27 protein-coding genes and 1 other RNA gene are annotated in these 24,025 nt (G+C 67.7%); 10 read left to right on the top strand and 18 right to left on the bottom strand.

Annotated elements, in window-relative coordinates; all coding sequences use genetic code 11:
- The first annotated feature begins 27 nt into the window (after nucleotides 1-27).
- The 3 genes from mbtL to mbtN are packed head-to-tail and all read left to right on the top strand — an operon-like array spanning nucleotide 28 to nucleotide 3,088.
- A complete protein-coding gene (mbtL, locus tag U0R18_RS19470) occupies nucleotides 28-297 on the top strand; it encodes a mycobactin biosynthesis acyl carrier protein MbtL (protein ID WP_526371491.1) in 270 nt (89 codons plus the stop codon).
- Nucleotides 294-1,880 (top strand): long-chain-fatty acid--ACP ligase MbtM, encoded by a 1,587-nt coding sequence (gene mbtM, locus U0R18_RS19465; protein WP_526371489.1) that lies wholly within the window; start codon nucleotides 294-296, stop codon nucleotides 1,878-1,880. Before mbtL ends, mbtM begins: the two co-directional genes overlap by 4 nt.
- Nucleotides 1,877-3,088: a mycobactin biosynthesis acyl-ACP dehydrogenase MbtN gene (gene mbtN / locus U0R18_RS19460; protein ID WP_526371487.1), complete on the top strand. Its 1,212-nt coding sequence runs from the start codon at nucleotides 1,877-1,879 to the stop codon at nucleotides 3,086-3,088. Before mbtM ends, mbtN begins: the two co-directional genes overlap by 4 nt.
- Here mbtN and U0R18_RS19455 read toward each other — a convergent pair.
- Nucleotides 3,013-3,453, bottom strand: a complete 441-nt coding sequence (locus tag U0R18_RS19455; RefSeq protein ID WP_526371485.1) for a hypothetical protein — start codon at nucleotides 3,451-3,453, stop codon at nucleotides 3,013-3,015. The two genes, mbtN and U0R18_RS19455, sit on opposite strands and share 76 nt — an antisense overlap.
- Before the next feature lie 89 nt (nucleotides 3,454-3,542).
- Here U0R18_RS19455 and U0R18_RS19450 point away from each other — a divergent pair, with 89 nt between their 5' ends.
- Nucleotides 3,543-3,734 (top strand): hypothetical protein, encoded by a 192-nt coding sequence (locus U0R18_RS19450; protein WP_526371483.1) that lies wholly within the window; start codon nucleotides 3,543-3,545, stop codon nucleotides 3,732-3,734.
- 86 nt (nucleotides 3,735-3,820) lie between these two features.
- Here U0R18_RS19450 and U0R18_RS19445 read toward each other — a convergent pair whose 3' ends face one another.
- Complete coding sequence (locus U0R18_RS19445) at nucleotides 3,821-4,420, bottom strand: acetyltransferase (protein WP_526371482.1); 600 nt, start codon at nucleotides 4,418-4,420, stop codon at nucleotides 3,821-3,823.
- Nucleotides 4,421-4,564: 144 nt separating this feature from the next.
- Here U0R18_RS19445 and U0R18_RS19440 point away from each other — a divergent pair, with 144 nt between their 5' ends.
- On the top strand, nucleotides 4,565-6,595 hold the full coding sequence (locus U0R18_RS19440; protein ID WP_526371481.1) for a glucose PTS transporter subunit IIA: 2,031 nt from the start codon (nucleotides 4,565-4,567) through the stop codon (nucleotides 6,593-6,595).
- A 6-nt stretch (nucleotides 6,596-6,601) separates the two neighbouring features.
- Here the strand turns inward: U0R18_RS19440 and U0R18_RS19435 are convergent, their stop codons facing one another.
- From U0R18_RS19435 to U0R18_RS19415, 5 genes are all read right to left on the bottom strand, one after another.
- Nucleotides 6,602-6,838 (bottom strand): hypothetical protein, encoded by a 237-nt coding sequence (locus U0R18_RS19435; RefSeq protein WP_526371479.1) that lies wholly within the window; start codon nucleotides 6,836-6,838, stop codon nucleotides 6,602-6,604.
- Between the two features lie 26 nt (nucleotides 6,839-6,864).
- Nucleotides 6,865-9,729 carry an MMPL/RND family transporter gene (locus U0R18_RS19430; protein WP_526371477.1) on the bottom strand — a complete coding sequence of 955 codons (2,865 nt, stop codon included), beginning with the start codon at nucleotides 9,727-9,729 and terminating at the stop codon, nucleotides 6,865-6,867.
- 106 nt (nucleotides 9,730-9,835) lie between these two features.
- Complete coding sequence (locus tag U0R18_RS19425) at nucleotides 9,836-10,597, bottom strand: L,D-transpeptidase (RefSeq protein ID WP_526371577.1); 762 nt, start codon at nucleotides 10,595-10,597, stop codon at nucleotides 9,836-9,838.
- A gap of 235 nt (nucleotides 10,598-10,832) precedes the next feature.
- Nucleotides 10,833-11,453, bottom strand: coding sequence for a hypothetical protein (locus tag U0R18_RS19420; protein WP_526371475.1), 621 nt, complete (start codon nucleotides 11,451-11,453; stop codon nucleotides 10,833-10,835).
- Between the two features lie 176 nt (nucleotides 11,454-11,629).
- Nucleotides 11,630-12,520, bottom strand: coding sequence for an alpha/beta fold hydrolase (locus U0R18_RS19415; RefSeq protein ID WP_526371473.1), 891 nt, complete (start codon nucleotides 12,518-12,520; stop codon nucleotides 11,630-11,632).
- 119 nt (nucleotides 12,521-12,639) lie between these two features.
- On the opposite strand from U0R18_RS19415, the gene U0R18_RS19410 reads away from it, so the two are divergent.
- Nucleotides 12,640-12,882 carry a type II toxin-antitoxin system Phd/YefM family antitoxin gene (locus tag U0R18_RS19410; RefSeq protein WP_526371471.1) on the top strand — a complete coding sequence of 81 codons (243 nt, stop codon included), beginning with the start codon at nucleotides 12,640-12,642 and terminating at the stop codon, nucleotides 12,880-12,882.
- Nucleotides 12,866-13,249 (top strand): type II toxin-antitoxin system VapC family toxin, encoded by a 384-nt coding sequence (locus U0R18_RS19405; RefSeq protein ID WP_526371469.1) that lies wholly within the window; start codon nucleotides 12,866-12,868, stop codon nucleotides 13,247-13,249. Before U0R18_RS19410 ends, U0R18_RS19405 begins: the two co-directional genes overlap by 17 nt.
- Before the next feature lie 25 nt (nucleotides 13,250-13,274).
- Here the strand turns inward: U0R18_RS19405 and ssrA are convergent.
- The 9 genes from ssrA to prfB all read right to left on the bottom strand — a co-directional run bounded on the left by ssrA (nucleotide 13,275) and on the right by prfB (nucleotide 20,362).
- Nucleotides 13,275-13,641, bottom strand: a transfer-messenger RNA (tmRNA) gene (gene ssrA / locus U0R18_RS19400).
- Between the two features lie 233 nt (nucleotides 13,642-13,874).
- The gene (locus U0R18_RS19395; protein WP_526371467.1) at nucleotides 13,875-14,723 is read right to left on the bottom strand and encodes a maleylpyruvate isomerase family mycothiol-dependent enzyme; all 849 of its coding nucleotides are present in this window, start codon (nucleotides 14,721-14,723) and stop codon (nucleotides 13,875-13,877) included.
- 59 nt (nucleotides 14,724-14,782) lie between these two features.
- A complete protein-coding gene (locus U0R18_RS19390) occupies nucleotides 14,783-15,628 on the bottom strand; it encodes an EamA family transporter (RefSeq protein ID WP_526371575.1) in 846 nt (281 codons plus the stop codon).
- On the bottom strand, nucleotides 15,625-16,137 hold the full coding sequence (gene smpB / locus U0R18_RS19385) for an SsrA-binding protein SmpB (RefSeq protein WP_526371465.1): 513 nt from the start codon (nucleotides 16,135-16,137) through the stop codon (nucleotides 15,625-15,627). Before smpB ends, U0R18_RS19390 begins: the two co-directional genes overlap by 4 nt.
- 13 nt (nucleotides 16,138-16,150) lie before the next feature.
- Nucleotides 16,151-17,044 (bottom strand): permease-like cell division protein FtsX, encoded by an 894-nt coding sequence (ftsX, locus tag U0R18_RS19380; RefSeq protein ID WP_526371463.1) that lies wholly within the window; start codon nucleotides 17,042-17,044, stop codon nucleotides 16,151-16,153.
- Nucleotides 17,045-17,734 carry a cell division ATP-binding protein FtsE gene (gene ftsE / locus U0R18_RS19375; RefSeq protein ID WP_526371573.1) on the bottom strand — a complete coding sequence of 230 codons (690 nt, stop codon included), beginning with the start codon at nucleotides 17,732-17,734 and terminating at the stop codon, nucleotides 17,045-17,047.
- Nucleotides 17,735-17,773: 39 nt separating this feature from the next.
- Nucleotides 17,774-18,298 (bottom strand): Rv3103c family proline-rich protein, encoded by a 525-nt coding sequence (locus U0R18_RS19370; RefSeq protein WP_526371461.1) that lies wholly within the window; start codon nucleotides 18,296-18,298, stop codon nucleotides 17,774-17,776.
- Nucleotides 18,295-19,266, bottom strand: coding sequence for a mechanosensitive ion channel family protein (locus U0R18_RS19365; RefSeq protein ID WP_526371459.1), 972 nt, complete (start codon nucleotides 19,264-19,266; stop codon nucleotides 18,295-18,297). Before U0R18_RS19365 ends, U0R18_RS19370 begins: the two co-directional genes overlap by 4 nt.
- The gene (prfB, locus tag U0R18_RS19360) at nucleotides 19,253-20,362 is read right to left on the bottom strand and encodes a peptide chain release factor 2 (protein WP_526371457.1); all 1,110 of its coding nucleotides are present in this window, start codon (nucleotides 20,360-20,362) and stop codon (nucleotides 19,253-19,255) included. The genes U0R18_RS19365 and prfB overlap by 14 nt, the downstream gene beginning before the upstream one ends.
- 189 nt (nucleotides 20,363-20,551) lie before the next feature.
- On the opposite strand from prfB, the gene U0R18_RS19355 reads away from it, so the two are divergent.
- Nucleotides 20,552-21,931 (top strand): FAD-dependent oxidoreductase, encoded by a 1,380-nt coding sequence (locus tag U0R18_RS19355; protein ID WP_526371455.1) that lies wholly within the window; start codon nucleotides 20,552-20,554, stop codon nucleotides 21,929-21,931.
- A 15-nt stretch (nucleotides 21,932-21,946) separates the two neighbouring features.
- Complete coding sequence (locus U0R18_RS19350) at nucleotides 21,947-22,465, top strand: nuclear transport factor 2-like protein (RefSeq protein WP_526371453.1); 519 nt, start codon at nucleotides 21,947-21,949, stop codon at nucleotides 22,463-22,465.
- Here U0R18_RS19350 and U0R18_RS19345 read toward each other — a convergent pair.
- Nucleotides 22,446-22,847, bottom strand: coding sequence for a PPOX class F420-dependent oxidoreductase (locus tag U0R18_RS19345; RefSeq protein ID WP_526371451.1), 402 nt, complete (start codon nucleotides 22,845-22,847; stop codon nucleotides 22,446-22,448). The genes U0R18_RS19350 and U0R18_RS19345 overlap by 20 nt on opposite strands.
- A 28-nt stretch (nucleotides 22,848-22,875) precedes the next feature.
- Nucleotides 22,876-23,193, bottom strand: a complete 318-nt coding sequence (locus U0R18_RS19340; protein WP_526371571.1) for a hypothetical protein — start codon at nucleotides 23,191-23,193, stop codon at nucleotides 22,876-22,878.
- Between the two features lie 26 nt (nucleotides 23,194-23,219).
- Here U0R18_RS19340 and hisN point away from each other — a divergent pair, with 26 nt between their 5' ends.
- A complete protein-coding gene (gene hisN, locus U0R18_RS19335) occupies nucleotides 23,220-23,981 on the top strand; it encodes a histidinol-phosphatase (RefSeq protein WP_526371449.1) in 762 nt (253 codons plus the stop codon).
- Nucleotides 23,982-24,025 lie beyond the last annotated feature (44 nt).

Genomic DNA, 24,025 nt, shown 5'->3' with positions numbered 1-24,025 from the left:
TTACTACCCGGTGTACCGTGCCTGGCCATGGAGACCACATCATCCGTGCCCGCGAGCACCGTGAGCGCCGCCCTCGAAGAGATCCTGCGCGACGATCTCAATGTCGACGTGAGCCGCGTGACCCGGGACTCGCACCTGATCGACGAGGTGGGCCTGGACTCCGTCGCGTTCGCCGTCGGCATGGTCGCCATCGAGGACAAGCTCGGCGTCGCGCTGTCCGAAGAGGATCTGTTGAGCTGCAACACCGTCGGTGACCTGGAGAACGCGATCCTGGCGAAGGTCCCGGATACCGCGTGAACGCGCTCGCGACCGCGCTGTCGCGCACGCTGACCACATCCAGCCGCGATCTGGTGGTGCTCGACCGTGCCAGCGGTGACTGGATCCGGCACCCCTGGGCCGAGGTGCACGCGCGGGGCCAGTCCGTCGCCGCCCGCATCCTCGACGACCACGCGGGAGCCATCGGTCTCGTGGGGGAGCCAACGGTGGAATTCGTCGCCGCGATCTTCGGCACCTGGTTCGCCGACCGGTCGCTGTCGATCCTGCCCGGGCCGGTGCGCGGGGCGGACGTGGACCACTGGGCCCGCAGCACCCTGACCCGGTTCACCGAGATCGGCGTCGGCACCGTGTTCACGCACGGACCGACACTGAAACCATTGCAGGACAATGCTTTTCCGGGATCCACCCCGGCGGTCCACGACGTGCGGGCCGTCGCCCAGCCGGGCCGCCACTCGCCCATGCCGGCTCCGGGCACCGGCGCCCCGGCCGTACTGCAGGGCACCGCGGGCTCGACCGGTTCGCCCCGGACCGCGCTGCTGAGCCCGGACGCCGTGCACCACAACGTCACTGCCCTGCTGAGGCACACGCGCGTCGACGGCGGTACCGACGTCGGCTGCACCTGGCTGCCGCTCTACCACGACATGGGACTGTCCTTCCTGTTGTCCGGGGCGCTGTCGGGCGCCGAGCAGTGGCTGGCGCCCACCGCGGCGTTCTCCGCTTCCCCGTTCCGATGGCTACATTGGCTCTCCGAGAGCCGCGCGACCATGACGGCGGCACCCAACTTCGCCTACAACGTGCTGGGCAGGTACGCCCGGCGGGTGTCCGACGTCGACCTCGGTGCGTTGCGGTTCGCCCTCAACGGCGGTGAACCGATCGACTGCGACGGCTTTGCCACCTTCCTCACCGAGATGGGCCGGTTCGGGCTGGATCCACACGCCGCCGCACCCTCCTACGGACTGGCCGAATCCACGTGTGCGGTCACCGCACCGCGACCGGGCACCGGACTACGCATCGACGAGATCCACCACCCGGCAACGGATTCGGTGCACAAGCATGCCGTGCTGGGTGAACCGGTCGACGGTATGGAGCTCCGCCTGGCACCCCCGGAGAACGCGGCGGCGCAGGTGCCCGGGCGCGACGTGGGCGAGATCGAGATCCGCGGCAGCTCGATGATGTCGGGCTACCTGGGCGCCGAACCACACGACCCCGAGAGCTGGTTCCGCACCGGCGATCTGGGCTATCTCACCGACGGCGGACTGGTGGTGTGCGGCCGCGTCAAGGAGCTCATCACGGTGGCCGGACGCAACGTGTTCCCCACGGAGGTCGAACGCGTGGCCGCCCAGGTTCGCGGGGTGCGGGAGGGCGCGGTGGTGGCCGTCGGCGCCGACGGCGGCTCGGCGCGGCCCGGTCTGGTGATCACCGCCGAGTTCCGCGGACCCGACGAAGCCGGCGCCCGCAGCGAGTTGGTCGCCCTGGTGGCCTCCGAGTGCGGAGTGGTTCCCGCCGACGTCGTGTTCGTATCCCCCGGCACGCTGCCCCGAACGTCGTCGGGCAAGCTGCGCCGGCTCGAAGTCAAACGAAACCTGGAGGCAGCCAACCCATGACGGACATCGACGGCTTCCGCGCACTGCTCGACGAGGCGTTCGACGAGCGGGTGGTCACGTGGACCGCGGAAGCCGAAGCCAGCGAACGCTTTCCGCGCAAGCTGATCGAACATCTCGGCACCTCCGGCGTGTTCGCCGCCAAGTGGGCCGATGACGTGCAGCCGGATGTGGGCAAGCTGCTCGAATTGGCCTACCACTTGGGCCATCTCGGCTCGGCGGGCATCGGGGTGGGCGTCAGCCTGCACGACTCGGCGATCGCGATCCTGCGCCGGTTCGGCAGGTCCGATCACCTGAAGCGCATCGCCGACGCCGCGATCGCCGGGGACGCGGTGTTGTGCATCGGCGCGTCCGAGGAGTCCGGCGGTTCGGACCTGCAGATCTGCGAGACCGAAGTGCGTTCCACGCGTGACGGTTTCGAGGTCCGCGGGATCAAGAAGTTCGTCTCGCTGTCCCCCATCGCCGACCACATCGTGGTGGTGGCCCGCAGCGTCGACCACGACGCCACCAGCCGGCACGGCAACGTCGCGCTCGTCGCGATCCCCACCGCCCAGACCGAGATCCAGCCGCCCTACCGCAAGGTCGGCGCCGGACCACTGGACACCGCGGCGGTACACATCGACACCTGGGTGCCCGCCGACGCGCTGATCGCCCGTGCCGGAACGGGTCTGGCCGCGATCTCCTGGGGACTGGCGCACGAACGCATGTCGATCGCCGGTCAGGTGGCGTCGTCGTCGCAGCGAGTACTGGGCATCACGCACGCCCGGATGGTCAACCGCCGCCAGTTCGGCAGCACGCTGTTCGAACATCAGGCACTGCGGATGCGGATGGCCGACCTGCAGGCCCGCGTCGACCTACTTCGCCACGGCCTCAACGGCATCGCCGCGCAGGGCAGGCTCGACCTGCGCGCGGCCGCCGCGGTCAAGGTCACCGCCGCGCGCCTCGGCGAGGAAGTGCTCTCCGAGTGCATGCACATCTTCGGTGGCGCAGGCTATCTCGTCGACGAGACACCGTTGGGGCGGTGGTGGCGGGATATGAAGCTGGCCCGGGTGGGCGGCGGCACCGACGAGGTGCTGTGGGAACTGGTGGCCGCGGCCATGCGACCCGACCACGACGGCTACGCCGCGCTGATCGGTCAGCCCACCCCGCCGAACAACAGCAGCCCGGTCACCACCAGCGCGACCACCTTGATCGCCTCCAGCGCGACGTAGTACAGGTGCGCGCTCGACCGCTGGTGCCCTTCGCCGGGCGCACTGGCCAGCACGGCATCCGAGCGCCGGCTCAGCGCGGGCCGAACCGCGAGCAGCTGCACCGCCAGCGCGGCGGCCGCGACCGCGAAGGCCGCCCACCGGCCGGCCGAGGCCTGCGAACCGTACAGCCCGGCGGCGACCACCAGAGCGAGAACCACCTCGCAGGTGTTGAGCGCGCGGAACACCAGCCGACCGATTCCGAGGCCCAGCGCCAGCGTCACTCCCGGGGCCCGGAACTTCAGCGGCGCCTCCAGGAACGAGATCGCCAGCACCATGCCCAACCACAGGAACACTGCGGCCACCGCGACCGACCACGACACGTTCATGCGGTCAGTCCAGCATCGGGCCGCGCAGCCGGACAAGGGACTTGGGTCACTTCTCCCAGTGGGATGCATCACGGGCGCAGAATGGTTCGATGACCGATCCCGTGGCGATACTCGAGCGCTGGGCGGACTCCGGCGGACTGTGGCGCGTCCTGACCCGCCGGGCCGACAGTGTGACGGTGGGGTTGTTCCGGTGCGACGGCGGCGAGCAGCTCGACGAGATCCGGTCTGCCGAACCGGGTTTCCTCGAGTTCCTGGCGGGCCGCGACAGCAGCCTGGACTAACCCCCAATTCCCATCTGTTCAGCGCTGGCTGCGACGAAGTGCGAGTGGGTCTCGCACAGGACGCTGAACAGATCCGGGCGTGGAGGTCAGGCGGGCCGGTGCAGCGCGTAGAGCGCCATCCGCCGGTTGGCCATCTCATGCTCGCCGAGGAACTCGCAGCCGGCGAACTCGCACAGCCGCCGCGCCGCATCGTTGCGGTGATCGGGATCGAACATGATCCGCCGGCACTGCGGCTCGAGTTCGAACAGGCTGGCCGTCAGCCGCGGCAGCAGCAACGGGCCGAAACCCCGGTTGACCAATCGCAGATCGGCGATGGCCGCGTGCAGGCCGAGGTCGTACGGGTGGGCGTCGTAGCGCGGGGCGATGGAATCCTTTGCCGCCCGGTACACCTCGACGTAACCGTGGGCTTGCCCGCGCAGGCTGCCCATCAGCGGCCGCGAGTACGCACCCGCCAGCTGGGCGTTCAGATAGCCGTCCCACCATGGCGCCGGGTTGGCGTACTCCCACGCCTCGGCCAGGTGCGGCCGGTTCATCCATTCCGAGATGGTCGCGGCGTCGGTTCGCGGGTCGACCACGCGGATGTCGTACGGGTCGGCCAGGACCGGGATCGGGGGCGCGGGTACGGCCCGGATCTCGTCGGAGATCGTGGTCAGCTGGCGAGGCAGAACCGGCAGTACGTCAGTCATCGTGAGCGCAGAGCCTACCCGAGCGAATGAGGCTAGGTTTACCTTCCCATTGGCGCTCGGGGACTCCCACGAAACCCCCTCAACACCATCCGTCACGCGGATAGCATCAGCAGGTCGGCGACGATCTACTCGAGGGAGAACCCGGTGTCATCGAACACAGCAGCCGAGATCGTCAAGAGCGTCGGCGGCGCAGCGAACATCGAAAGCCTCACCTACTGCGCAACGCGGCTGCGGTTCCAGCTGCATGACGCCTCCGGGGTCCAGCAGTCCACGGTCGAGGCCATCCCGGGCGTGATGGGCGCGGTGCCCCAGGCCGGCGACCGGTACCAGGTGGTGATCGGCGGCGGCGTGCAGAACGTCTACAACGACATCATGAAGCTGCCCGGCCTCGGCGCCGGGGGCAATCCCGACGACGCGGCCGCGATCAAGGCCGCCGCGCGCGCCCGGGGACCGCGCGGCCGATTCGCTTGGCTGGACACCTTCTTCGAGTTCCTGTCCGACTCGTTCCGGCCGATCCTGCCTGCACTGCTGGGTGCCTCGCTGTTCATCACGTTCATGGCGCTGATGAGCACCCTGCACGTCATCCCGAACTGGGCCGACCCCCGCACCGAGCTCTCGCCGTCGTGGCAGTTCGTGAACCTGATGTGGCAGTGCGTGTTCGTCTTCCTGCCGTTGATGGTCGCCTACAACGCGTCGAGGAAGCTCGACGCGGACCCCTGGGTGGGTTTCGCGATCATGGCCGTGGTGATGCTGCCCGGCTTCGCCGGCTTCAAGGAGGTCGCCGAGAAGCTCACGGTGTTCGGCTCCGAGGTCGACGTCGTGCACATCTTCGGGGCGCCGCTGACGGTGTTCAACTACAGCTCCCAGGTGTTCCCGCCGCTGCTGATGGCCGCCGTCCTCGGTCCGCTGTACAAGTACCTCAAGCGGCTCATCCCCGAGAACGTCCAGATGATCTTCGTGCCGTTCCTCGCGATGCTGATCATGATCCCGCTGACCGCGTTCCTCATCGGGCCGATCGGGGTGTACGCCGGCGCCGGTCTGGGACATGTCCTCAAGTCCATCAACGACTTCTCACCGCTGATCTTCGCCATCATCATCCCGTTGGCCTACCCGTTCATGGTGCCGCTGGGTCTGCACTGGCCGATCAACGCGATCATGTTGATCAACATCCAGACGCTGGGCTACGACTTCATCCAGGGCCCGATGGGCGCCTGGAACTTCGCCTGCTTCGGCGCCACCGCCGGCGTGCTGTTCCTGGCCTGGCGGGAGCGGGACGTCCAGATGCGGCAGACCGCGACGGGCGCGCTGGCGGCGGGTCTGCTGGGCGGCATCTCCGAACCGTCGCTCTACGGTATTCACTTGCGGTTCAAGCGAATCTATCCACGAATGCTCGTCGGCTGTCTGGTCGGCGGTCTGATCATCGGCCTCGGCGGCGGTGTGAAGACCAGTGCGTTCGTGTTCACGTCGTTGCTGACCATCCCCGCGTTCAACAGCATCGTGCTGTACGGCATCGCGGTGCTCGCAGCGTTCTTCACCGCGATGATCCTGGTGATCATCTCCGGCTACAAGACACCCGAGCAGAAGGCCGAACTGGAAGCCGCCGAGGTGCCGGTGGCCGACCTGGAGCGGGCCCCCGCGGGTGCCAGCGCCGGCACCATCGCCGCCGCAGCCGCCACCCAGGCCGCCGCCGACGCGGGCGTCATCACCGAGCTCGCCTCGCCGCTGGCCGGCACGCTGGTGCCGCTCGCCGACGTCCCCGATCCGGTGTTCAGCAAGGGCACCATGGGACCCGGTGTGGCAGTGGAACCTTCGGGCGACACGGCGTACTCCCCCGGCAACGGCACGGTCATCGCGGCGCAGCCCACCGGCCACGCGTTCGGTCTGGTGCTCGACGGCGGCATCGAGGTGCTGATCCACGTCGGCATCGACACCGTGCAACTCAAGGGTGAAGGGTTCACCGTCCACGTCAACAAGGGCGACAAGGTGACGACGGGTTCGCCGTTGGTGACCTTCGACCGCAAGATCATCGAGGACGCCGGCTACTCGCTGGTGACTCCGGTAATCGTGTTGAACGGCAAGAAGTTCGCGTCCGTAGACCCCGGCGCCCCGGGCCCGGTGGCGGTGGGCGACCCGATCCTCACGATCCAGACGAAGGCCGCGCCGGCCAACGTCTGATCCCGCTCAGAGGGACTCGATGAACGTGCTCGCAGTGGGCAGGTCGACGCCCGCCTCGTCGCGGTAGGCCTTGACGGCGCCCATCTTGTCCCCGGCCGCCAGGAGTTGACGGACCCGGTCGGACACCTGCGCGCCGGCCAGTGTCCGCAGATCGGGAACCGCGATGCCGGTCTTCTCGTAGAGATGGCGCACCAGTTGTTCGAGCACGCCCAGACGTTCGTAGATGTCGTTGGTGGTGGTCATCGGCACACCCTACGGCGAAATCAGCGCTACGAAGCAGGAGCCGGCGTAGATTGCTCGATCCCCATGGACTCGAGCCGATGCTGGGATCCCTGCGAGCGGATCACCTGGGGCCACCAGAACCACCGGCCCATCAGTGCCGCGATGGCCGGCGTCATGAAGGACCGGATCACCAGGGTGTCGAACAACAGGCCGATCGCGATGGTGCTGCCGACCTGAGCCATGACCTTCAGATCGCTGAACGCGAACGAGGCCATGGTCGCCGCGAACACCAACCCGGCCGACGTGACCACCGAACCGGTGGCCGCCATGGCGCGGATGATTCCGGTCTTCAGGCCACCGGGCAGTTCGTCCTTGAATCGCGAGACCAGCAACAAGTTGTAATCCGAGCCGACCGCGAGCAGGAGGATGACCGCCATCGGTATCACCATCCAGTGCAGCTCGAGCCCGATGATGTGCTGCCACAACAGGACCGACAGACCCAACGACGTTCCCAGCGACAGCAGGACGGTGCCCACGATCACCGCGGCGGCCACCAGGGCGCGGGTGATGAGCAACATGATGACGAAGATCAGCGCCACCGCCGCGATGGCCGCGATCAGCAGGTCGTACTGCGCGCCGTCGTGCATGTCCTTGTAGGTGGCCGCCGTGCCGGCGAGGTAGATCTTGGCGCCCTCGAGCGGCGTGCCCTTCAGGGCCTCCCGAGCCGCGATCTTGATGGGGTCGACCACCGAAATGCCTTCCGGCGTAGCGGGATCGCCCTCATGACTGATGATCAGGCGGACCGACTTGCCGTCCGGCGAGATGAAGCTCTTCATGCCGCGTTTGAAGTCCTCGTTGTGGAAGGCTTCGGGCGGCAGATAGAACGTGTCGTCGTTCTTGGCGGTGTCGAACGCCTCACCCATCGCGGAGGAGTTCTTCGACATCGCCGCCATCTGGTCCTGCTGACCCTTCTGGGTCTGGTACATCGTCAGCATGTAGGTCTTCATGCTGCGCATCTGATCGATCATCGACGGCATCAGGACGACCATCTGCGGCATCAGCGTGTCCAGGCGCTCGAGGTCGGGCATCAGGAGCTGGATGTCGTCGGTCATGGTGTCCATGCCGTCGAGGGTGTCGAACACCGACCGGATCGCCCAGCAGCCCGGGATGTCGAAACAGTGCGGTTCCCAGTAGAAGTAGTTGCGGATCGGCCGCAGGAAATCGTCGAAATTGGCGATGTTGTCCCGCAATTCGACGACGTCGAGCGTCATGTCCTTCATCTTGGTCACCATGTCGTGCGTGGTGGCCGCCATCTGTTCGGTGATGCTCTGCATCTGCGACATGTTGTCGATGGTGGACTGCATCTCGTCGGCCTGGACGAGCATGTCGGCCATCCGGTCCTGCTGATACCCCTCGTTCATGATGTTGGTGGTGCTCTGCTGGCTCACCATGAACGGGATGGTCGTGTGCCGGATCGGGGTGCCGTCGGGTCGGGTGATCGTCTGGACCCGCGAGACGCCGGATACGTTCTTGATCCCCTTCGCCAGCTTGTCGATCACCAGGAAGTCGGCCGGGTTCCGCAGATCGTGGTCGGCCTCGATCATGAGCAGGTCGGGGTTCATCCGGGAGGCGCTGAAGTGGCGTTCGGCGGCGGCGTATCCGATATTGGCGGTGAGGTCGGGCGGCAGGTAGCGCCGCGCGTCGTAATTGGTCTTGTAACCGGGCAGGGTGAGCAGGCCGACGAGGGCCAGCGCGATGCTCGCCACCAGGATCGGCGCCGGCCAGCGCACCACCGCGACGCCGACGCGCCGCCAGCCGCGCGATCGGATGGCCCGCTTGGGTTCGAACCGGCCGAACCGGCTGCCGATGGTGATGACGGCCGGACCCAGCGTGAGCGCGGCGATGACGGCGACGAACGTACCTATGGCACAGGGCACGCCCAGGGTCTGGAAATAGGGCAGCCGGGTGAAGCTCAGGCAGAGCATGGCCCCGGCGATCGTCAGGCCGGACCCCAGCACCACGTGCGAGGTGCCGGCGAACATGGTGTAGTACGCGTCCTCGCGGTCCTCACCGTCGCCGCGCGCCTCCTGATAGCGGCCGATGGCGAAGATCGCATAGTCGGTCCCGGCCGCGATCACCATCAGGGTGAGCAGGTTGACCGCGAACGTGGACAGCCCGATGATTTCGGCGTTGGCCAGGAACGCGACGGCCCCGCGGGCGGCGCCGAGCTCCATGAAGACCATCACCATGACCAGGATCATGGTGACCACGGACCGGTAGACGATCAGGAGCATCAGCGCGATGACGCCGAGGGTGATCGCGGTGACCCGGGCGATGCTCTTGTCGCCGGCGTGGTGCTGATCGGACACCAGCGGCGCGCCGCCGGTGACGTACACGTGCAGGCCCGGCGGCGGGGACGACTGCGCCACGGCGTCGCGGACGGCGGCCACCGAATCGTTGGCCAGTGTCTCGCCCTGGTTTCCGCGCAGGTAGATCTGGACGTAGGCGGCCTTGCCGTCGTTGCTCTGCGAGCCGGCGGCGGTCAGCTTGTCGCCCCAGAAGTCGGCCACATGCTCGACGTGTTCCGTGTCGGCGGTCAGCTTCTTGACCAGGCCGTCGTAGTAGTGGTGCGCGGCGTCGCCGAGCGGCTGATCGCCTTCGAGTACCACCATGGCGGTGCTGTCGGAGTTGAACTCATTGAAGTTCTTGCCGATGCGCTGCATCGCGATCATGGCCGGGCCGTCCTTGGCCGCCAGCCCGACGGTATGGGCCTCGCCCACCTTCTCGAGCGGCGGGACGAAGACGTTGGTGACGACGTTCAGCGCGATCCAGCCGAGCACGATGGGCACACAGAACACCCGGATGAGGTGCGCGATCGTCGATCGTGAATGCCCATTACCGGTCGCATTCACGACAGACACCCTCCATCGACGGCCGGAGATCCCGGAGAAGAACAGTGAACAAGCTCTCCGCAGAATATACGTAGCCTGTCAAACTGTCGCGCGTCTCCCCCGGCGGCTACTCCTGCACGATCACCGGATCGCCGACCTCGACGGTGTTGAAGTACCACTCCGCGGCGGCCGGTATCAGGCTGATGCAGCCGTGGCTGACGTTCTCGACGCCCATGGCGGGCACGGCCCATGGCGCGGAGTGCACGAACAGGCCGCGACCGGTGATGCGCACCGCATAGTCCACATCGAGCAGGTAGCCGTCCGGGGAGTCGACCGGGATGCCGACGCTGCTGGAGTCCATCAGCACGTCGCGTTCCTTGGACAGCACGGTGTAGTTGCCGACGGGTGTCGGATATTCCGGCCGGCCCATGGAGGCCAGCAGCACGCCGTCCTCACCGAAGTGCGGCAGGTGATGCGGCGACGGCAGCGGAATCGGCGATCCCGCCCCCATGCCGTCGACGGTGACGGTGAAGGTGTGGTCGGAAATGTCGGCGACCCCCACCACGGCCGGGCCCGTCTTGAATTCCGCGAACCGCCCGCCCACCGACAGCGCGATGGTGCTGTGCGCGGGCCAGTAGTGGTCGGGAACCCACTGCACCACGTTGCTCGCGGGCCACTCGTAGTGGCCGGTCATCGCCGGCAGGGACGTCACCGCCACGCTGCGTTCGGCGCCGGCCCGGTTTGCGGGGTTGATCGGGCCGTTGAAGGTCACCACGACCGGGTGCGCCACGCCCACCTGCGTGCCCTCCGCCGGCAGGATCGACTTCACCCCGGAATTCAGCGGCGAGGTGGCCACCGCGTACTGGATGAGGGGTGCCCGCCCCGTCATCGCCGTGGCGAACAGGCAGAGCGCTAGTACGACGTGGAGAACCGTTCGCATCGAATCGACCCTTTGTGTGAAGAGACACCTGCTGACCCCTTTGCCCAGGGTACGGGCATTGGCTGCAGCCAAACTGCAACGGCGCGTTCATAATTCATCACGGAATTACTACAAATTGCTGTGCGACAACTGGATTCAGAGACGTCGTAATTCCCTGCACCGCAGGGGAAGTCATGCTCCCGTATCAGCCCTGCGGGCCGGCCGGGGCCGGCACGCCGTTCATGAATCCGTTTTCCACCGGAGCCATCGGGGCGCCCTTGCCCGACCCCGCCATCGGCACGATCGGCGCTGCCACCGGCGCCGGGGCGGCTCCGGCCATCGGCACCACCGGCGCCACCACCGGAACCGGCGGAACCACCGGACCCGGGGGCACCACCGGGATCGGCGGAACCACGGGAATGGGCGGGAGAACCGGGGCGATGGGAACCACCGGCACGGGACCCGGCGCGACCAGCGGCACCGGTGCGGCGGCCGGTGCGACGACGCCCGTCTCGACGCACGGTCCACCGGGAGTCGACCCGGCCTCGGGCGTCACCGGGGCCGACGGACCGGCGCCGGGCACCGGCGGAATCGCCCCGCCACCACCGCCGATGGGTCCGGCCGCAGCGCCGGCACCACCGGCCATGGGCGTCACCACGGCGCCATCGGCGGCCGGGGCGGCGGCGCCGGCCGAGGTCTCCAGGCAGTGGGTGCCACCTGTCTTCAGCGGCGTGGCCGCGGCCTGCGGGCACAGCACCAGGGCCGCCGCGCATGTACCGACGCCGGCAACAACCTTGATGGCCACGCGATCCCCGATGGTCGTCACGGTCGGCTCCTAAGTTCTTGGATTGGAATTACAGCTACGAGATTTCTTGGAATCGGACCGTACGGCAGCTCCCGAAAGGGTGTCCATAGGAATTTGACGTGGTTGCAAGACCGAAGCGAAATAGCGCCCAGACGTGTGAGAACCGTTGCCGAACAGTGACCTTCGGCGGTGTCGGGTTACTCGGCTGCGCTGCCGACGAAGTCGATGCCGGCATCGATTGCCGGGCGGTGCCGCAGGATTCGGTAGTGCGCCAGGCGGCCCAGTCCGCGCGTCGTCAGCAGTGCCGAACCCGGCCACGCGCCGACGAGTTCCTGGCTCATGTCGTACGGGCTGTCCGGATCGTCCGGGTCGTGGATGACCAACAGCGGCGGCGCCGCCACGAGGGTGGCGGCCACCCGGACGATGTCGGTGTCCACCAGCGGCATCTTCAGGCGCCGGTCGAGGCGGCGCTGCAGCCCGCCGAGAATGCGCGGTCCGAAGCCATGACGATCGGCGAAAATGTCCAGGTACCAAGAGAAGTCGCCCATCGGCGCCAGGAAGACCAGCCGTTCGATGTCGGCGCCCCGCGCCACGGCCAGCGCGGAGGCCTTGGCACCGAGCGAGTGCGCGACGACCGCGCGCGCGGGTCCGTGTTCGCCGACGAAGGCGCGCACCGCCTCGGCGCACTCGACGATCGTGGTGCGGCCCGGGGCGAGGGCGCCCGGGTCGGAGTCGTTGTGGCTCGGCAGATCGAAGGCGATCACCCGGTGTCCGGCGGCGACGAGCGGCTTGACGAACACCCCGAGGTGCGCCCGGCACCCGCCCCAGCCGTGTACCAAATACACCGGAGGTCCCTCACCCCAGGCCTCCCCCGCGATCCGGTGGCCGGCCCAGTGCGCCTCGACCGGCTCGCTCGGCGGGACACCCGGCGGCATGCGCAGGCTGGCGTCCACCGAGGGCGGCGTGCACCACAACTCGGTGGCCCACCTCGCGCCGATCGCGGGGGCGAACCGCTCGAGCAGCCCGAGGGCTCGACGCACCCGCGGCTCGACGGGCGGTTCGATGCCGGATCCGGCTTGCTCGGCCATCAGGGCTCCCTTCCGACGGGCCGATCGTACTTGGGGTTTCTTCACCCGAATCCAGCCCGGCCAAACATCGGCCACAGATGGACTAGACCAGACTAAGTCCATTGGATTACTTTGGCTCGGTGACCGTGAACGTCAACATCCATGAGGCGAAGACGCATCTATCCCGGCTGCTCGAACGGGTCGCGGGAGGCGAGCGGGTGGTCATCTCCAAGGCCGGGAAGCCGATCGCCGATCTGGTGCCCCACCGGGCGATCGATGTCGCCTTCGGTGGCCTGCGGGGCCAGCTCACGTATGACGACGCCGCCTTCGACATCGACCCGGACATCCAGGAGATGTTCTACGGCGATGCTGCTCCTCGATAGCCAGGCCCTGCTCTGGCTGCTCGACGACAACCCCCGGCTGGGCCCCGGGGCACGAGCAATTATCGGTTCGGCACCCGCCGTGCACGTCTCGGTGGCCACCGTCTGGGAGCTGACCATCAAGACGATGCTCGGCAAGCTCACCGTGCCGGCCGGGCTGGCCGCGATCCTGACCGAGCAGGGGCTGCAACTGCTGCCCGTCACGTCCGAGGATGCCGAAGCGATCCGGGACTTCCCCGAGTTACTGAGTCACGATCCATTCGATCGGCTCCTCGTCGCGCAGGCCGATCGTGGCGGCTTACGACTCCTCACCGCCGACAGAGTCCTACTCGGGCTTGGCAGGGACTTCATCCTCGACGCCACGAAATAAGGGGCCGCATTTCTGCGGCCCCTTCTGGTGGAGCTGCCGGGAATCGAACCCGGGTCCAACGGCATTCCCTCAAGACTTCTCCGTGCGCAGTTCGCTATGTCTCTACTCGGATCTCCCGGTCACGCGAACCAGCCGAGATGACGATCCCAGTCGCTGTGAATGTCCCGATGAGCCCCGCGACCGAACTCATCGGTGGATCCCTCTAGATGACGCCAGGGTCCGGGTCGAGGGCGGTCCCGGTCTGACGGACTAGCTCTGCTTAGGCAGCGAGAGCGAAGTCGCGCTGATTGGAATCGGCGCTTAATTGGTTGCAACGACGCTTACGGTGGTCTCTTGCCTGCACCGGCACGCTTCCCTTGATTCGATGCGCGATGTCGAAACCGTTCAGCCCCTCGATCGTGCATCCCCACCGAGGTTCGGCAGGACAACTCATCATACCGGGCGCTGCGCCGCGGTCCAGCGAATAACCGCCGGGTTCGGCGAGCGGCGTAGTTCCGCGAGCGCGAGGCCCGGCGGTAACAAGGAAGTCCCGGTCACGTCTCGACTTCTGCGTGGTGGTCGTCCCCGGTGCTGTTTTACGACCCTGGTGCAGAATTCGGCCCGTGGCATGCGCCGCGTGCACGGGTCAGATCACGTAGTTGAGCTTCTCGACGATCCGGCGCCCCACCTCGGCGTCGCCGTCGTACTCCACCGGCGCCGACGGGATGCGTCCGCCGGCCAGCCGCGCGAAGTCCAGGGCATCGAGCCGGATCACCGCCGTCGGGTCCGTGCCCCCGAAATCGTCGACCACTGATGCCCTACCGGCCGACCCGTCCACCGCGACGCGGATGGTGCGGGCCAGCGGGCCGGTGAGTTCGAGCGCCACCCGCGAACCGGCCGGTGCGCCGCCGAGCTTGCCCACCACGAACCCCATCGAGGCGGCCATCTCATCGAGAGCCACGCGTCCGGCCGGGCCGGCCAACTCCGCGTCCGAGGCGGGTAGGTCCAGTGCCTGGCGGATGTCCTGTTCGTGCAACCAGCAGTCGAATGTCCGAATCCGCATGAACCGGCCGTAGCTGTCCGGGCCGGCGGGCGTGAACCCGACGGCCACCCACTGGTCGTCGGGCATGGCGCTCAGTGCGGCGCGGCGCTCGCCCGTCACGGTCCGGAACAGTTGCACCAGATCGGCCCCGGACTCCCCCGATAGATGGCGCACCCACGCCTCGTTCATCGCGCCGATTTCGTTGCGGACGTGCGCCTGCTCCGAAAGATCCACGCCGGCATCAGGATTCGGCTTGCCCAGCAGCATCGACTCCGTCCCGACCATGTGGGCGACCAGGCTGTGCACCGTCCAGCCGGGCAGGGCCGACGGCGTGCGCCATTGATCCTCGGAGATCGGCGCCACCAGGCGGTCGATGTCATCCCAGGACGCGAAGAGGGCCGACAACACCTCGGGCTTGGGCAGTACGGTAACGGGACGGGCTGGGCTGTTCACGACGCGATGTTAGACGCCCGCGCTCGCCCGACCGTTCAATTGTCGAGATTGCCTGCGCGTCAGTCGGCCGCGATCATGGCGACCGCCGCCAGCGCCAGCACCATGCCCAGCACCTGCCAGCGCGTCACGCGCTCCTTCAGGACGACGATCGCCAGCAGCACCGTTCCGGCCGGGTACAGCGAGATGAGCACACCGGCCAGCGACAGCAGCGAGGCCTGCAGGGCGTAGAGCGTGGCCACGCCGGCGATGCAGTCGAGCACGGCGGCCAGCAGGGCCAACCGCCGGGCCGGCCCGGTCGGCAGGCGCAGATTGCCCGAGCCCGCCGCGATGAGCAGGATCAGGACGCTCGCCGAGATCCGGCCGAACACCAGCGGCCACAGCTGCGCTTCGTGAGGCACCTGATCGAGCAGCACGAAATTCAGCCCGAACGCCAGGCCCGACCCGACCGTCAGCCACGCCACCGCCGGAGTGAACCGGTGCGGGGTGACGTCCTCGTCGCTGGCATCCCGGCTGACCAGGAACACCGCCAGCAGCGCGATGACGATGCCGGCCAGCGCTATCGACCCCGGCTGCTCTCCCTGCGCGATCCCGAATGCCACCGGCACGCCCGCCACCAGGATCGCCGTCAACGGCGACACCACCGAGATCGGTCCCTTGGCGAGCGCGGCGTAGAACCACCACACCCCGAACGCCTGGGCCACCCCGCACAGCAGACCCCAGTAGACCGCCGGCGGCGTGATCTGGCCGCCGATGATCACGGCCGGCACCGTCAACAGCACCAGCGCCACCGGATAGGACAGGGCCACCACCCGCAACGCCGCCACCCGCCGAGAGGCGATACCGCCGACGAAATCGCTGACGCCGTAGCCGGCCGCGGCCAGGAGCGCGAGCGCGACAGGTATCAGGACATGCCCTTGGCGCGACGGCCCATTTCGCGGCTGACCTCACGCTGCGCGTCACGCTTGGCCATGTCCTGACGCTTGTCGTGCGCCTGCTTGCCGCGCGCCAGCGCCAGCTCGACCTTGACCTTGCCGTCGGCGAAGTAGAGCGCCAGCGGCACCAGGGTCAGGTTCCCGTCGCGGATCTTGCCGACCAGGGCGTCGATCTGCTTGCGGTGCAACAGGAGTTTGCGGTTGCGCCGCGGTGCGTGGTTGGTCCAGGTGCCGTGGTGGTATTCGGGAATATGCAGGTTGCGCAGCCAGATCTCGCCGTCATCGACGGTGGCGAACGCGTCGGCCAGCGACGCCGTGCCCTCCCGGAGGCTCTTGACCTCGGTGCCCTGCAGCACCACCCCGGCCTCGTAGGTGTCCAGGATCGAATAGTTGTGCCGCGCTTTGCGATTGGTGGCCACCACCCGGCGGCCACCCTCGCCGTTGGCCGCCTTCTTGGCCTCGGCGGCAGACTTCTTCGCCATCATGACTCCGGCGCTACCGTCTTACGTACCAGCGCAGCGTCACGTACCCGGTGGCCGCGGCCATCACGACGCCCACCCCGAACAGGATCGGTGAGATGTAGAGGATGTCGGCGTAGTCGATCTTGGCGATCAGGTTGGCTTGGTAGAACTGGCTCAGCGCCCGGTCCAGGAACATTGCCCGCACCACGATCAGGCCGATGATCGCGAGGATCACGCCGATGGTCGCGGCCACCACGGCCTCGAGCAGGAACGGCAACTGGGTGTACCAGCGGCTGGCGCCCACCAGCCGCATGATGCCGATCTCGGTACGTCTGGTGTAGGCCGCCACCTGAACCATGTTGGCGATCAACAGGACTGCGCCGATCGCCTGCACCAGCGCCACCGCGAACGCGGCGTTCGACAGTCCGTCGAGGATCGCGAACAGCCGGTCGATCAGATCCTTCTCGTTGAGCACCTTGACCACACCCGGCTGGGTGCTCATCGCTTGATCGAAGTCGCGGTGCTGCTCGGGATCCTTGAGCTTGACGATGAACGACGCCGGGAACGAATCGCGGCTCGCCACATCCTTGAATTCGGGAAACTTGGCGGTCGCGTCGTTGTAGGCGTCGTCGCGGTTGACGAACCGGACCGACACCACGTCGTCGCGGCTGTCGATCTGGGCGCGCAGCGCCTTGCACGGGTCGGAATCGCAACTGAGGTCGTTGGCCGAGATGTCGTTGGTCACGAAGACCTGCGACTCCACCCGATCGAGATAGATCTTCTTGGAGTGATCGGCCAGCCGCAGCACCAGCAGGCCGCCGCCGAGCAGGCCGAGGGAGATCGCGGTGGTCAGGATCATCGCGACCGTCATGGTGATGTTGCGGCGAAGCCCGGTGAGGACCTCGTTCAACAGGAAGCCAAAGCGCACTTATCGATCCATTCCGTAGACGCCGCGCTGCTCGTCGCGCACCAGCCGGCCCAGTGAGAGTTCGACCACGCGCTGCCGCATCGAGTCGACGATGTGGTGGTCGTGGGTGGCCATCACGACCGTGGTCCCGGTGCGGTTGATGCGCTCCAGCAGATCCATGATGTCCTTGCTGGTGTCGGGGTCGAGGTTGCCGGTGGGCTCGTCGGCCAGCAGCACCAGCGGCCGGTTGACGAACGCCCGTGCGATCGCCACCCGCTGCTGCTCACCGCCGGACAGTTCCCCCGGCAGGCGGTTGGCCTTGCCGGACAGTCCGACCATCTCCAGCACGTCGGGAACCACGCGGTTGATGGTGTCGGGCCGCTTGCCGATGACCTCGAGGGCGAAGGCGACGTTCTCGAACACCGTCTTCTGCTGCAGCAGCCGGAAGTCCTGGAAGACGCAGCCGATGACCTGCCGCAGGCTCGGGACGTGCCGGTTGGGCAGCTTGTCGACCCGGAACTTCGACACCTGGATCTCACCGGCGGTGGGGTGATCCTCGGCGAGCAACAGACGCATGAAGGTCGATTTGCCGGATCCCGACGGCCCGATCAGGAAGACGAACTCACCCTTGTCGATCTTGACGCTGACATTGTCCAGCGCGGGTCGCGCCGACTGTTTGTACTGCTTGGTGACATGGTCGAGGGTGATCATCACGGCACGCCAGTGTAGCCGGGTCGGGAGCGGGAACCGTTATCCCGGACCGCGCGGCGCCGCCGGTGTTGGCGCGGGTCCGGCCGCCGGGGTGGTTCCCGGGACCGTGGGCGTCCCCGACCGGTTCCCCGCGGTGGTCTGCGGCGTCTGGCCCGGAGCCAGGGTGGTCGGCGTCGGGACGGGCGTGGCGGGCGTCGGTCCGGTGGTCTGCTCGGGCGCGGTGGTCGTGGGCGTCTCGCCGGGCGTAGTGGTCTCGGTCGGCTCGGTGGTCTCCGTCGGCGTCGTCGTCTCCGTCGGCGTCGTCCTCTCGGGCCGGGTGGTCGTCGGCGTCGTCGTCCAGACCTTGGTCCGCGGCACCCACGTGTACGCCGGATCGGGCACGAACCCCGGCGGGACCACCTGGGTGGACTGTTCGGCGGGCTCCGGCGGCTTGTAGGTCTCATACAGCCAGGCGGTGCCGAAGAACGCGATCAGCAGCACCACGGTCGAGGTGCGCACCCGGCCCCAGAACAGGTGACCCGGCCAGCCGCGGTTCTCGTCGTCGGAACGCAGGGTCAGTTTCATCGCTGCCCCTCCGGCCCCTGGGTCTCCTGCTCGGCGCCGGCCGAGGTGGCCGGATGCACGATCGCCCCCACGTGGGGGACGTTCTCCACGGGCGACACGATCCCGGCACGCGCCAGGGCCGCCACCACCAGCAGCCGCAGCCGGCGGCCGACCTCGAACTGCTTGCCCGGCAACGTGCGGGCCACCATCCGCAGGTTCACCGCGTCCACTTCGATGCTCTCGACACCCATCAGCTGCGGTTGGTCCAACAGCAGGTGCTCGAGTTCGGGATCCTCGACCGCGGACTCGGTGACGCGGTGCAGGACGTCGTTGACCAGGTTGAGATCCGCCGCCGTCGGAACCGGGATGTCGATGACCGCCCGCGCCCAGTCCTTGGACAGGTTGAGCGACTTCATGATCTGGCCGTTGGGGATCGTGTACAGCTCGCCGTCGGCGGTCCGCAGCTTGGTCACCCGCAGCGTGACGTCGACGACGGTGCCCATGGCCTCGTTGGAGGAGCCCAGCGTGAGCTCGACGAGATCACCGAAGCCGTACTGCTTCTCGGTGATGATGAAGAAACCGGAAAGCAGATCCTGCACGATGCGCTGCGCGCCGAAACCCAGGGCCGCGCCCAGGACCGCGGCCGGCGCCACCAACGAGCTGATCGGGATCGCCAGGATGTCGGTGATCTCGACCAGCACGATGACGCAGATCATCGCGATGGTGACCCAGGAGATCACCGACGCGACGGCCTGCCGGTGTTTGGCCGTCTCCGAGCGCACCAGCGCGTCGCTCTCCCGGAAGTCGGCGTCGATGCGGCGGGTGATGCGCTGCGCGGCCCAGTTGACGAACCGGGCGAACAGCACGGCGGCCAGCACCAGCATCAGGATCCGCAGACCGCGGGTGATGATCCATTCGCCGATCTGTCCGGCCCAGAAGTTGTGCCACTTCTGCGCCCAGATCGAACTCGCGAGGTTACTGGTCGTCATCTTTGCGGTTACGCCAACGGATTCCGGCCTCCAGGAATCCGTCGATGTCTCCATCGAGGACGGCGGTGGGGTTGCCCACCTCGTAGTCGGTCCGCAGATCCTTGACCATCTGATAGGGCTGCAGCACATAGGACCGCATCTGGGTGCCCCAGGAGCTGCCGCCGTCGCCCTTGAGGGCATCCATCTCGGCGCGCTCCTCGAGGCGTTTGCGTTCGAGCAGTTTGGCCTGCAGCACCCGCATGGCCGACACCTTGTTCTGCAACTGGGATTTCTCGTTCTGGCAGGTGACCACGACGCCGGTGGGGATATGCGTCAGACGCACGGCGGAGTCGGTGGTGTTGACCGACTGTCCGCCCGGGCCGCTGGAGCGGTAGACGTCCACCCGGATGTCACCCTCGGGAATGTCGATGTGGTCGGCGGTCTCGACCACCGGCAGCACCTCGACGTCGGCGAACGACGTCTGGCGGCGGCTCTGGTTGTCGAACGGGCTGATCCGCACCAGGCGGTGGGTGCCCTGCTCCACCGACAGGGTGCCGTACGCGAACGGCGCGTGGACGGCGAAGGTGGCGCTCTTGATGCCGGCTTCTTCGGCATAGGACGTGTCGAAGACCTCGACGGGGTAGTCGTGCTGTTCGGCCCAGCGGATGTACATCCGCATCAGCATCTCGGCCCAGTCGGCGGCGTCCACGCCACCGGCCCCGGAGCGGATGGTGACGACGGCCTCGCGTTCGTCGTACTCACCGGAGAGCAGGGTGCGCACCTCCACCGCGGCGATGTCCTCGCGCAGTTTGGCCAACTCGGCGTCGGCCTCGGCGACCTCCTCGGGACCGCCTTCCTCGGCGGCGAGTTCGAACAGCACGGGCAGGTCCTCGACCCGCTGGCGCAACTCCGCCACCCGCCGCAGCTCGCCCTGGGCATGCGAGAGCTCGCTGGTGACCTTCTGGGCGCGCGTCTGGTCGTCCCACAGCCGGGGATCGGAGGCTTCGGCCTCGAGTTTTTCGATGCGGCCGCGCAGCGCATCGACGTCGATCACCCGTTCCACGGTGGTCAGGGTGGTGTCGAGTGCACTGATGTCGGCTTGCCGGTCGAGATCCACGGGAATTCAGATTACCGGCGCGCGGGATGAGGCCTACTCCCGGCGGGTGGCCAACGTGACGTTTAACATCGGGTCCGTAACTACTTCGAGCAGCGCGCGCCCGTCTCGACCCCGCCGGTACAGCCCGTATACCGGCCATTCGGGCTTGCGCAATGCCGCCCCTGCCCAGAAAGCCCCATCGCTATGCCAATGGCTGAGCTACGCCCGTACCACGTGGCCATCGTCGGAGCCGGTCCGTCGGGCTACTTCGCCGCCGCCGCGCTGCTGAGAGCGTCCGACGGGGAGCCCGTTGGACCGACCGTGCACGTGGACATGCTGGAGATGCTGCCCACCCCGTGGGGTCTGGTGCGTTCCGGGGTCGCTCCCGATCACCCGAAGATCAAGACCATCAGCGCGCAGTTCGAGAAGACCGCCAATCACGAACGATTCCGGTTCTTCGGCAACATCAACGTCGGCGAGCATGTCTCGCCGGCCGAGCTGGCCGAGCGTTACGACGCCGTCGTCTACGCCACCGGCGCGCAGTCCGACCGGCCCCTGAACATCCCCGGGGAGGATCTGCCGGGCAGCGTGCCGGCGGTCGACTTCGTCGGCTGGTACAACGCCCACCCGCACTTCGCCGACATGTCACCCGACCTGACGGGTGCGCGCGCGGTGGTGGTGGGCAACGGCAACGTCGCCCTGGATGTGGCGCGGGTGCTGGTGTCGGATCCAAAGCTGTTGAGCGAGACCGACATTGCCGACCACGCGCTGGACTCGCTGCACGGCCAGGGTGTCGAGGAGGTGCTGGTGATCGGCCGCCGCGGGCCGTTGCAGGCGACATTCACCACGCTGGAACTGCGCGAGTTGCACGACCTCGAGGCGATGACGGACGTCGACGTCATTGTCGACCCGGCCGACTTCGCCGGGATCACCGACGAGGATCTGGAGGCGGCCGGCAAGGCGACCAAACAGAACATCAAGGTGATGCGTGGCTACGCCGACGTACACCCGGCGAATGCCAAGCGCCGCATCATCTTCCGATTCCAGACCTCGCCCATCGAGATCACCGGCACCGACCGGGTCGAGGGAATTGTGCTGGGCCGCAACGAACTGGTCACCGACGCCGACGGACGGGTGGTGGCCCGCGACACCGGCGAACGCGAGGAACTGCCCGCCCAGCTGGTGATCCGCGCGGTCGGTTACCGCGGCGTCGCGCTGCCGGGCCTGCCGTTCGACGACCGCGCGGGCACCATTCCGCACACCGACGGCCGGATCCAGGGCAGCCGCAACGAGTATGTCGTCGGCTGGATCAAGCGCGGGCCGTCCGGGGTGATCGGCAGCAACAAGAAGGACTCCGCCGACACCGTCGACACCCTGCTGACCGACCTCGCCGCCGCCGATCCGGCGCCGGCCGCCCCGGACCGCGGCGACGACCTGTACCAGTGGTTGCTGTCGCGGCAGCCGGAACTGGTGACCAGCGCGCACTGGCAACTGATCGACACGTTCGAGCGCGCCGCCGGCGAACCGCACGGGCGGCCCCGCGTCAAGATCACCGATGTGGCCGAGATGCTGCGGGTGGGCCACGCTTAGAGGTACAACCGATCGATGGGTCATTGGTCGCGCTCCGAACTCGCGGACGCATTCGAACAGCAGCAGTCCGTGGTCGCCGAGATCGGCCGGTCCTGGGAGTGGTCGCGCTATGCCGACCTGTTCACCGCGGACGCCGAGTACGTCGAGCACGCCATGGGCAATCACCATGGGCGCGAGGCGATCCGGGACTGGATCGTCCCGACCATGAACGCCTTTCCCGGTAGCGAGATGCCGCTGTACCCGGTGTCGTGGTCGTCGATCGACACCGAAAAGGGTTGGGTGATCGCCGAAATCATGAACCGGATGCGCGATCCGGGCGACGGCAGCGTGCACCAGCGTCCGTGCATCACCATCCTGAAGTACGCCGGCGACGGGCTGTGGAGCTACGAGGAGGACGCCTACAACCCGATGAACTTCCTGGTGATGGTCCAGGGCTACACGCAGGCCTGCGCCCGGTTGGGAACGTTGTCCGACGACGCCCGCGCGTTCGCGCAGAACATGAACTGGGAACTGGTCAGCGCAACGGAGGCGTGATCGCGTCGGCCTCGATGGTGACCACCAGCCGGGTTTCCGGCACCCCCCGGAAGTTCGGGTACGGGATCCCCAGGTACTTCTGCGAGATCTCGTCGATACTCTCCCGGCCGCCCTCGGCGGTGACGTTGGTGGCCCGGCCGCGCACCGCATAGAAGCGCGACGGATCCTCGGGATCGGTCACGTTCACCGCGACGCGGGGGTCCCTGGCGATGTTCTTCGCCTTCTGCAGCCCGTCGACGATGTTGATGACGACGTGCTTCCCATCGGTGTGCACCCAGGTCTCGGTGAGCTGGGGCGAGCCGTCGGGCATCAGGGTGGCGACGAAGCACAGCGCGGGCTTGCGCAGGAAGTCGAGCAGCTCGTCGGGCAGCGGTTTGGCCATGCCGTCCATCATGCGGCACCGAAACCGGTCAAGCGGGCGGGGCGAAACTCCACTTGTCGGGATTCTTCGCCGAGTAGACCACCGGATAGAGCTGACCCATCGTCGGCCAGGAATTCACGTCGACCGCCATCTGCTGATAGACCACATGCTCGTTGACGGTCGGGCCGTTGATGACGCCGGTGATGGTGACCCACTGCTGCCCGTCGGCGTCGGGCCGGGGGCTCACGCCGGTGATCAACAGGGTTCCCCGTGCCGAATCGGCGCCCGGGCTGCGGCGCATGAAGCGGGGCCCGATCACCACCGCCAGCGCGCCGAGCAGCATGAGCAATATCCCGATCTCCCACAGCATGTCCCCATGGTAGGACTCCCTGTATGGACGACCTCGCGTTTGCACTGGAGCTGGCCGATCGCGCCGACACGGCGACCATGGAGCGGTTCGGCGCGCTCGATCTGCGGATCGACACCAAACCCGACCTGACGCCGGTGACCGACGCCGACGAGGGCGCCGAACGGGTGCTGCGCGAGATGCTCGCCCAGCAGCGACCCGGCGACAGTGTGTTCGGGGAAGAGTTCGGAGGTGCGCCCGACCCGGGCCGACTCTGGGTGATCGACCCGATCGACGGCACCAAGAACTTCGTCCGCGGCGTGCCGGTGTGGTGCACCCTGATCGCATTGCTCGAGGACGGCGTGCCCACGGTCGGCGTGGTCAGCGCACCCGCGTTGAGCCGACGGTGGTGGGCCGGCCTGGGCCGGGGGGCGCACACGTCGTTCGCCGGCACCCAGCGCCAGATCGCCGTGTCGGGCGTGCGCGAATTGAGCGCCGCGAGCCTGTCCTACTCGGATCTGACCACCGGATGGGACGACCGCCGCGAGCGTTTCGTGGCTCTTACCGACGAGGTCTGGCGGGTCCGCGCGTATGGCGACTTCTGGTCCTACTGCCTGGTTGCCGAGGGGGCCGTGGACATTGCCGCCGAGCCCGAGGTCAAGCTCTGGGACATCGCGCCGCTGGACATCCTGATCAGGGAGGCCGGCGGCACCTTCACCAGTATCGACGGGCAACCCGGCCCGCACCACGGCAGTGCGCTGGCCACCAACGGGTTGCTGCACGACCAGGTGACGCGCCTGCTGATGTGAAGTTGCTAACAAAATGCTCATACCTTACTCCAGAGTAAGATACG

The organism is Mycobacterium sp. (assembly GCF_046330795.1).
Classification (GTDB): Bacteria; Actinomycetota; Actinomycetes; order Mycobacteriales; family Mycobacteriaceae; genus Mycobacterium.
Note: the sequence above shows the minus strand (reverse complement) of the source record. Positions and strands in the feature narration are given on the sequence as shown.

What these genes read in the sequence shown, in the direction of transcription:
- mbtN (WP_526371487.1), top strand. Translation starts at nt 1,877, where the DNA reads ATGACGGACATCGACGGCTTCCGCGCACTGCTCGACGAGGCGTTCGAC.
- U0R18_RS19445 (WP_526371482.1), bottom strand. Translation starts at nt 4,420, where the DNA reads ATGACTGACGTACTGCCGGTTCTGCCTCGCCAGCTGACCACGATCTCC.
- U0R18_RS19435 (WP_526371479.1), bottom strand. Translation starts at nt 6,838, where the DNA reads ATGACCACCACCAACGACATCTACGAACGTCTGGGCGTGCTCGAACAA.
- U0R18_RS19370 (WP_526371461.1), bottom strand. Translation starts at nt 18,298, where the DNA reads ATGAAACTGACCCTGCGTTCCGACGACGAGAACCGCGGCTGGCCGGGT.
- mbtL (WP_526371491.1), top strand. Translation starts at nt 28, where the DNA reads ATGGAGACCACATCATCCGTGCCCGCGAGCACCGTGAGCGCCGCCCTC.
- U0R18_RS19415 (WP_526371473.1), bottom strand. Translation starts at nt 12,520, where the DNA reads ATGGCCGAGCAAGCCGGATCCGGCATCGAACCGCCCGTCGAGCCGCGG.
- U0R18_RS19455 (WP_526371485.1), bottom strand. Translation starts at nt 3,453, where the DNA reads ATGAACGTGTCGTGGTCGGTCGCGGTGGCCGCAGTGTTCCTGTGGTTG.
- U0R18_RS19345 (WP_526371451.1), bottom strand. Translation starts at nt 22,847, where the DNA reads ATGGCCAAACCGCTGCCCGACGAGCTGCTCGACTTCCTGCGCAAGCCC.
- U0R18_RS19365 (WP_526371459.1), bottom strand. Translation starts at nt 19,266, where the DNA reads ATGACGACCAGTAACCTCGCGAGTTCGATCTGGGCGCAGAAGTGGCAC.
- U0R18_RS19450 (WP_526371483.1), top strand. Translation starts at nt 3,543, where the DNA reads ATGACCGATCCCGTGGCGATACTCGAGCGCTGGGCGGACTCCGGCGGA.
- U0R18_RS19355 (WP_526371455.1), top strand. Translation starts at nt 20,552, where the DNA reads ATGGCTGAGCTACGCCCGTACCACGTGGCCATCGTCGGAGCCGGTCCG.
- U0R18_RS19350 (WP_526371453.1), top strand. Translation starts at nt 21,947, where the DNA reads ATGGGTCATTGGTCGCGCTCCGAACTCGCGGACGCATTCGAACAGCAG.
- U0R18_RS19425 (WP_526371577.1), bottom strand. Translation starts at nt 10,597, where the DNA reads ATGACGGGGCGGGCACCCCTCATCCAGTACGCGGTGGCCACCTCGCCG.
- smpB (WP_526371465.1), bottom strand. Translation starts at nt 16,137, where the DNA reads ATGGCGAAGAAGTCTGCCGCCGAGGCCAAGAAGGCGGCCAACGGCGAG.
- hisN (WP_526371449.1), top strand. Translation starts at nt 23,220, where the DNA reads ATGGACGACCTCGCGTTTGCACTGGAGCTGGCCGATCGCGCCGACACG.
- ftsE (WP_526371573.1), bottom strand. Translation starts at nt 17,734, where the DNA reads ATGATCACCCTCGACCATGTCACCAAGCAGTACAAACAGTCGGCGCGA.
- U0R18_RS19405 (WP_526371469.1), top strand. Translation starts at nt 12,866, where the DNA reads ATGCTGCTCCTCGATAGCCAGGCCCTGCTCTGGCTGCTCGACGACAAC.